The organism is Halorussus litoreus (assembly GCF_003382685.1).
GTDB lineage: Archaea > Halobacteriota > Halobacteria > Halobacteriales > Haladaptataceae > Halorussus > Halorussus litoreus.
In genome coordinates, this window is record NZ_KZ859519.1 from 24,974 (window position 1) to 32,156 (window position 7,183).

At 69.9% G+C, this 7,183-nt stretch carries 4 protein-coding genes; 3 read left to right on the plus strand and 1 reads right to left on the minus strand.

All coding sequences use genetic code 11. The features are described from left to right. Positions 1–30 precede the first annotated feature (30 nt). From DPQ64_RS08695 to DPQ64_RS08705, 3 genes are all read left to right on the plus strand, one after another. The gene (locus DPQ64_RS08695; protein ID WP_115863965.1) at positions 31–1,368 is read left to right on the plus strand and encodes a cytochrome P450; all 1,338 of its coding nucleotides are present in this window, start codon (positions 31–33) and stop codon (positions 1,366–1,368) included. An 81-nt stretch (positions 1,369–1,449) separates the two neighbouring features. Further along, positions 1,450–3,120: a gamma-glutamyltransferase gene (gene ggt, locus DPQ64_RS08700; RefSeq protein WP_115863966.1), complete on the plus strand. Its 1,671-nt coding sequence runs from the start codon at positions 1,450–1,452 to the stop codon at positions 3,118–3,120. A gap of 352 nt (positions 3,121–3,472) precedes the next feature. Continuing rightward, entirely contained in the window at positions 3,473–4,876 is a 1,404-nt protein-coding gene (locus DPQ64_RS08705; RefSeq protein ID WP_115863967.1) for a tryptophanase, read from the plus strand. A 41-nt stretch (positions 4,877–4,917) separates the two neighbouring features. On the opposite strand, the gene DPQ64_RS08710 is transcribed toward DPQ64_RS08705, so the two are convergent. After that, positions 4,918–6,960, minus strand: a complete 2,043-nt coding sequence (locus tag DPQ64_RS08710) for a hypothetical protein (protein ID WP_115863968.1) — start codon at positions 6,958–6,960, stop codon at positions 4,918–4,920. Positions 6,961–7,183: the final 223 nt, after the last annotated feature.

Genomic DNA, 7,183 nt, shown 5'->3' on the forward strand with positions numbered 1-7,183 from the left:
TTCTTCCTGCTCGCGCCCAAGAGTGTGACGATGAGTTCCACACCACCGGGACCGAGCGGGGAGCCGCTGTTCGGCAGCAGTCGCCGGTACGCCCGCGACCCGTTCCGCTTCCTGTCGGCGTGCGAGCAGGCGTACGGGAGCGTGGTCCGGTTCGACCTCGGTCCGATAGAGACGTATCTGCTGACCGACCCGGCAGACGTCGAGCGCGTGCTGGTCTCGGAGGCCGACCAGTACCGCAAACCCGACTTCCAGAACGACGCGCTCGGTGACCTCCTCGGGAAGGGCCTCCTGCTCAGCGAGGGCCAGACGTGGCGCGAACAGCGCCAGCTCGCCAATCCCGCGTTCGACGTGACTCGGCTGATGGGGTTCGCCGACGACATCGTGAGTCACAACGACGACCTGCTGGCCGGGTGGACCGACGGCGCGCAGGTCGACCTCGAACGCGACATGACGCAGGTGACCCTCGCCGTCATCGTGGACCTGATGCTCGGGACCGACCTGAACGACGAGCGGGTTCAAACGATCCGCGAGGCCCTCGAACCGCTCGGGGCGCGCTTCGAGCCCGACCCCGTTCGATTCGCGGCCCCGCAGTGGCTACCGATGCCCGGCGACGGCGAGTACCGGGGCGCGGTCGAGACGATGGAGGGCGTCATCGACGACATCGTCGCCGAGCGGCGGGGCACCCACGGCGACCCGACGACCGACGACGGGCCGGACGACCTGCTCTCGATCCTGCTGCGGGCCCAGGACCGCGGCGAGCAGTCCGACCGTCAGATCCGCGACGAGGTGATGACGATGCTGCTGGCGGGCCACGACACCACCGCGCTCACGCTGACCTACTCGTGGTACCTGCTCTCCCAGCATCCCGAGGCCGAGCGCCGGGTCCACGACGAGATAAGCGACGTGCTCGGCGGCGACCGGCCGACGATGGCCGACGTCCGGGAGCTGGACTACGTCGAGCGCGTGGTCGACGAGGCGATGCGGCTCTACCCGCCAGTGTACACGATGTTCCGCGAACCGGTCGAACCCGTCGAACTCGGCGGGTATCGAATCCCCGAGGACGCCGCCATCATGCTCTCGCAGTGGGCGATGCACCGCTCGGAGCGCCACTGGGACCGCCCGGACGAGTTCGACCCCGACCGGTGGACCCGGAGCAGCGACCGGTCGCGCTTCGCGTACTTCCCGTTCGGCGGCGGCCCCCGCCACTGCATCGGGAAGCACCTCGCCAAACTGGAGGCCAAACTCATCCTCGCTCGCACCGCACAGCAATACCGCCTCGAATATGCCCGCGAGGACGAGCCGGAACTACTGCCCTCGCTGACGATGCACCCCCGGGACGGAATGCCGATGATCGCTCACGAGCGGTAGTCCGAAGGCCATCGCCCAGCGGTTGACTCCTCTTTTTCCCCTTCCCCGCCGTTTTTCACCACCGGCGTGAAACCCCTTCGCATGACCGACCCCGACCGATTCGGTTCGCGTCGCTCGACCGTCTACGCGCCCAACGGCCTCGTCGCGACGAGCCAACCCCTTGCCGCGGAGGCGGGCGTCCAGCTACTTCGGGAGGGCGGCAACGCCTTCGACGCCGCAGTGGCGACCGCCGCGGCGCTCAACGTCGTCGAGCCCACGAGCACGGGCCTCGGCGGCGACGTGTTCGCGTGCTACCGGACCGCCGACGGCGAGGTCGGCGCGCTGCGCTCCTGCGGGGGCGCGCCCGCCGACGCGACCATCGAGAACGTCCGCGAGGCGCTGCGAGAGAACCCGAACGCCGAGGACTACTACCCCGCTTCGCGGGGGTACGCCACCGACGCCGACGAGGATGCGGGAATGCCGTTCCTCGGTCCGCACGCGGTGACGGTGCCGGGCACGGCCCGCGGGTGGGAGGCCACCGTGGAGGAGCTCGGGAAGCTCACCCTCGCGGACGCGCTCGGCCCGGCCATCGAGTACGCGACCGAGGGCTACCCCGTCTCGGAGATCATCGCCTCCCACTGGACGGGCGCGGAGGACCTGTTCACCGACGAGCACGCCCGTGAGGCGTTTTTGAAGGACGGGGCAGCCCCCGGCGTCGGCGAGCTGATGACCCTTCCCCGCCTCGGCGAGTCGATGCGGAAGATCGCCGAGCGGGGAGCCGACGTGGTGTACGAGGGCGAGATCGCCGAGCAGATTGCAGAGGAGATTCAGGAGCAGGGCGGGTTCATGACGGTCGAGGACCTCGCGTCCTTCGAACCGGAGTTCGTCGACCCCGTCTCGACCACCTACAACGGCGCGGAGATATTCGAGCTTCCGCCGAACAATCAGGGGCTCATCGCGCTCGAAGCACTCAACATCGCCGAGGAGATCGGCGCGGGCGACCACCCCGTCGACTCGCCCGAGCGCATCCACTACTTCGCGGAGGCGACGAAGCGAGCCTTCCACGACGGCCACCGGTACGTCACCGACCCCGAGTACGAGGAGATCCCGCCGCTCGGCTCGAAGGAGTGGGCCGCCGAGCGCGCGGCGGGCATCGACGAGTCGGCCGACAACGACGTGTCGTTCGGCGTGCCGAACTCCCACTCCGAGGCGAATCCCGCCGAGGACGCCGACACCGTGTTGCTCACCGTCGCCGACGACGAGGGCAACGTGGTGTCGTACATCAACTCCCGCTTCGCGGGCTTCGGCTCGGGGCTCGTGGCGGGCGACACCGGCATCGCGCTCCAGAACCGCGGGGCCTCGTTCTCGCTCGACCCGGACCACCCCAACAGCCTCGAATCGGGCAAGCGGCCGTTCCACACGCTGATCCCCGCGATGGCGAAATTCGGCGAGGACGACTGGGCCGCGTTCGGCGTGATGGGCGGGTTCATGCAGCCCCAGGGCCACGTGCAGGTCATCTCGAACATCGTGGACTACGACATGCCCCTGCAGGCGGCGCTCGACCACCCCCGTTGGCGGTACCGCGAGTCGGGCGAACTCGCAGTCGAGGGCCGGGTCGACGGCGCGGTCGCGTCGAAGCTCGCCCGGATGGGCCACGACGTGCGCGTGCTTCCGCCGGTGATGTTCGGCGGCGCGCAGGTCACCCGCCGCGAGGGCGAGACACTCTCGGGCGCGACCGAGCCCCGGAAGGACGGTAACGCGACGGGGTACTGACCGCGATTGCTATCTCGTCGCCGGATTCGACTGAAGCGGACAGGTCTATTTACGCCACCGTAAACGCAATCGGGAATAGATTCGAAAACGTAAACGGAATCGTAAACGTAAACGCAAATACGTTTCGGGATGCAAGAGCGAGAACAACTAATCGACCGAACGGCCGGGTCTGTCCACCGCGCCGCGTCGACGCGGCGCGGTGGACAGACCCGGCCCTCGGTGGTGGTTTTTCACACCTCGCGACCGGTTCGGGAGTTGGGCCGACAGCTTCGGTAGGGAACCGCCGGAGTGGGGCGCTTTCGCCCGCAATTGTTACGGAAGTAATACGTCCGCCGAGGTAGACTCGTCGGACATGCGAGCCTACAAGTCGAAAGTCGTCTCTCCGATCCAGTTGCCCGAGCGCGACGAGCGGGCGGCCAATCTCGAACGCGCGGGCTACAACGTCTTCGAACTCGACTCCGAGGGGGTGTACGTCGACCTGCTGACCGACAGCGGGACCGGCACCATGAGCGAGTCCCAGTGGGCCGCGCTGATGAAAGGCGACGAGTCGTACGCCGGGAGCACGAGCTTCGAACGACTGCAGGAAGCCATCTCGGACGTGATGGGCTTCGAGCGCATCGTCCCGGCCCATCAGGGCCGCGGCGCGGAGAACGTCCTCTACGGCGCGCTCGTCTCCGAGGGCGACTACGTGCCGAACAACACCCACTTCGACACCACGCGGGCGCACGTCACCAACGCCGGGGGCGAGCCGGTCGACTGCCCGCTCGACGCCAGCGTAGAGGGAATCGAGAGCGGAGAGGAAGGCGAAAATCGTAATTTCGCGGGCGACCTCGACGTGGAGAAGGTCCGGGAACTCGCCGCGGAGGTCGGCGCGGAGCGCATTCCTGCGGTGGTCGTCACGCTCACGAACAACTCGCTGGCGGGCCAACCCGTCAGCGTCGAGAACGTCCGGCGCGCCCGCGAGGTCGCCGACGAACTCGACGCCGTCTTCGTGATCGACGCCTGCCGGTTCGCGGAGAACGCCTTCTTCGTCCGAGAGCGCGACCCGGCGTTCGCCGACGCCTCGGTCGCCGAGGTGGCCCGCGAACAGCTCTCGTCCGCCGACGCGGTCGTCATGAGCGGGAAGAAGGACGGGCTGGTCAACGTCGGCGGGTTCGTCGGCATCGGCGACGACCCGGCGCTCGACGGGCTCTACGACCGGGCGCGCGAGCGGGGCATCCTCTTCGAGGGCTTCACGACCTACGGCGGGATGGCAGGCCGCGACCTCGAAGCGATGGCGGTCGGCCTGCGCGAGGCGGTCGAGGAGCGCTACGTCGCCGACCGCGTGGGGCAGGTCCAGCGACTCGGTGACATGCTCGCCGAGCGCGACGTCCCGGTGGTCCGGCCCACGGGGGGCCACGCGGTGTACGTCGACGCCGCCGCGTTTCTCCCGGAGATTCCGGCCGAGCAGTTCCCCGGGCAAGCGCTGGTCTGCGAACTCTACCGCGAGGGCGGCGTCCGCGGGGTCGAACTCGGGAGCTTCGCGTTCCCCGACACCGACCGACCCGAACTCGTCCGGCTCGCGCTCCCCCGACGAACCTACGGCGCGGACCACCTCGAACACGTCGCCGAGACGTTCGAAAGCGTGGCCGAGCGCCGCGACGCCGGCGAGATCTCGGGACTGGAGATCGTCGAGGAGCCCGGGATGGCCGAACTCCGCCACTTCAGCGCGGAGCTTCGGCCGGTAGCAGAGCGCGAGGCGACGACAGCCGACTGATCGGCGATTACTGGTCGGCCGACCAGCGAACTGGACGACCGCTAGTCGGTCGGCAACTCGGTCGCGTCCTCGGGAATCTCCGAGGACTGGTCGGTCTCCGAGCGCGCGCCGACTGGGGGCTCGGCGTCTAGGTCCGCCGACTCCACCAGCGTTCTCGCGTCCGCCACGGCCTCGTGTGCGTCGGCCGCAGCGACCGACTCGTCGGCGAACGCGGCGTGCTCGTACGTCTCGGTCACCAGCTCCAGTTCTCGGAGTCGCTCCTCGGGTAGCCCGGCGTTCCGGCAGTCCGCATAGAACTCCCAGTGAGTTCTGGTCGTTCGCGGCCCGCCGACGGCCTCGAACCGTCGACGAACCGCTCCGTACGCCGCCGCGACCGCCGCGTCGAATCGGCCGTCGGCCAGCGCGGTCGTGGCCGAGTCGAGCAGCGCGACGGTCGATCTACCAGTCAGGTCGTCGATGGAGGCCGACTCCGGACCGGCCTCCGCGTTCGGATATGCTCCCGCGCCCGGATCGGCCTCGCGGTCGGATTTCGCGATTCCCTCCGCAGACGAGCGATACCGCCAGACGAACCCCGCGAACACCGCGAGAACCAGCAGTCCGGCGAGTCCGAACCTGAGCTGCCTGCCGGTCACGAGCCCGCCGGTCGCGTCGAGCGTCGCGGTCCGGTTCGCCGCCGCGGGAGCGAGGTTCCCCTCGGACGGCGAGAACGCCGCGACGATTTCGACGGTCGAGTCACCACCGGCGCGCCGTGACGGGAGGCCGACCGTGGTCGCGAACTGCCCCGACGCGTTCGTCGTGGCGTTACCGACCGAGCGTCCGTCCAGCCGGAGTTCGACGGTCCGGTTCGGGAGGGGCTGGCCACCCTCGGTCGCCAACTCGCCCGCGACGAGCGCGGTCCCGTTGAACGTCCGCACGTCGGCGATGGACAGCGCGGTCGGCGTGGTCTCGACGGTGACGGTCGCGGTCGCGTTCGCCGGCGCGATGGCGAGGTCCCGCGGCAGGTCGGGGACAGCGGCTGCCCCCACGTCCGAAGACGTCTCGGAGGCCAACTGGAGGTCCGGCTCCGGGCCGAGTTCGCTCGCGTTCTCGGGGACCACCTGCACCTCGACCGCCTGAGTTCCGTTCGAGACGTTGCCGGGGAGTCGTCCCGCGGTGGCGAACGAGCCGTTCGCGCCGGTCCGGACTCGTGCGATTCGGGCCCCGTCGATGCTGACGACGACCGCGACGTTCGGAACGCCGACGGTCCCGGCCGCCACGGTCCCGTTGACCGTCATCGTCTCGTTGTAGCGCGTGGCGTCGATTCGGTTCGAGATGGTCACGTTCGGGGTGGTCTGGCGGACGTCGAACGCGACCGAGGCGTCCGCCCGGAGGTAGCGCGACTGGTTGCCGGGCCGGAAGGACACGGTTCGATTTCGGTCGCCCATGCGCGCGGCCGTGGGCCGGTACGCGACCTCGAACCGGCCCTCGCCGTCGGTCGTGACGTTCAGCGCGCGACCGCCGACCCGGAGCGTCACGTTCTCGTCGGCGACGGGATCGCCGTCGCCGGTCAGCAACTGCCCCGCGAGCGGGACGGGCTCGGTGAACGATCCGCCGGGTTCGGTCGCTCGGACCGAGAGGGTCGTCCGGACGAGCGACTGGTCGCGGACGGTCCGCTGGGTTTCGGTGACGTTCGCCCGCAGCTCGCCGATGGTCCGCGTCGCGCTCCGGAGGTCGCCCTGCTCGCTCTCGGAGATGTTGGCGTAGGTCGCGTTGAGCCGGACGGCGGTGCGGTTTATCTCGGCAACCTGCCGTTCGAGGTCGTGGGCGAGTCGGACTTCGCGGCCGGATGCGTTGTCCGCGCGGGCGTCCCGGTAGGTCGCGTGGACCTGCTGGTACTGTTCGACGTCGGCGAGGAACTCGCGCTGGAGCTGGCCGGCGGCGGCGAAGTCGGCGGACCGGCTCGCGCCCGGCGAGCCCGACCGGTTCGTGACGTCGGTGTACTCGGCGGCGAGTTCGGCGTACTCGGAGTCGTTGCCCACGAGTTCTCGGGCGCGCTCGCGGTCGGCAGCGCTCAGGTTGGCGCTCTCGGAGAGCCGGTCGGCCATCTCCCGGGAGAGCCACGCCTCCAGGTCGCCCGCAGAATCACCCTCGCCGACCTCGCTGGGGTTTCGGTGGGCGACCGAACTCTCGTTCGCGCCAGCGGAACTGTCGTTGTCCGCGGGGTCGCGCTGTGCTGGGCCGGCACCGGACGTGGGGGGGGGGGGGGGGGGGGGGGGGGGGGCCGCCCCCGGCCGGGGGGGGGGGGGGGGCGCCGCCCCCAACGGGGGG

Coding starts and splice junctions, on each gene's coding strand:
- ggt (WP_115863966.1), top strand. CDS start 1,450: ATGACCGACCCCGACCGATTCGGTTCGCGTCGCTCGACCGTCTACGCG.
- DPQ64_RS08695 (WP_115863965.1), top strand. CDS start 31: ATGAGTTCCACACCACCGGGACCGAGCGGGGAGCCGCTGTTCGGCAGC.
- DPQ64_RS08705 (WP_115863967.1), top strand. CDS start 3,473: ATGCGAGCCTACAAGTCGAAAGTCGTCTCTCCGATCCAGTTGCCCGAG.
- DPQ64_RS08710 (WP_115863968.1), bottom strand. CDS start 6,960: ATGGCCGACCGGCTCTCCGAGAGCGCCAACCTGAGCGCTGCCGACCGC.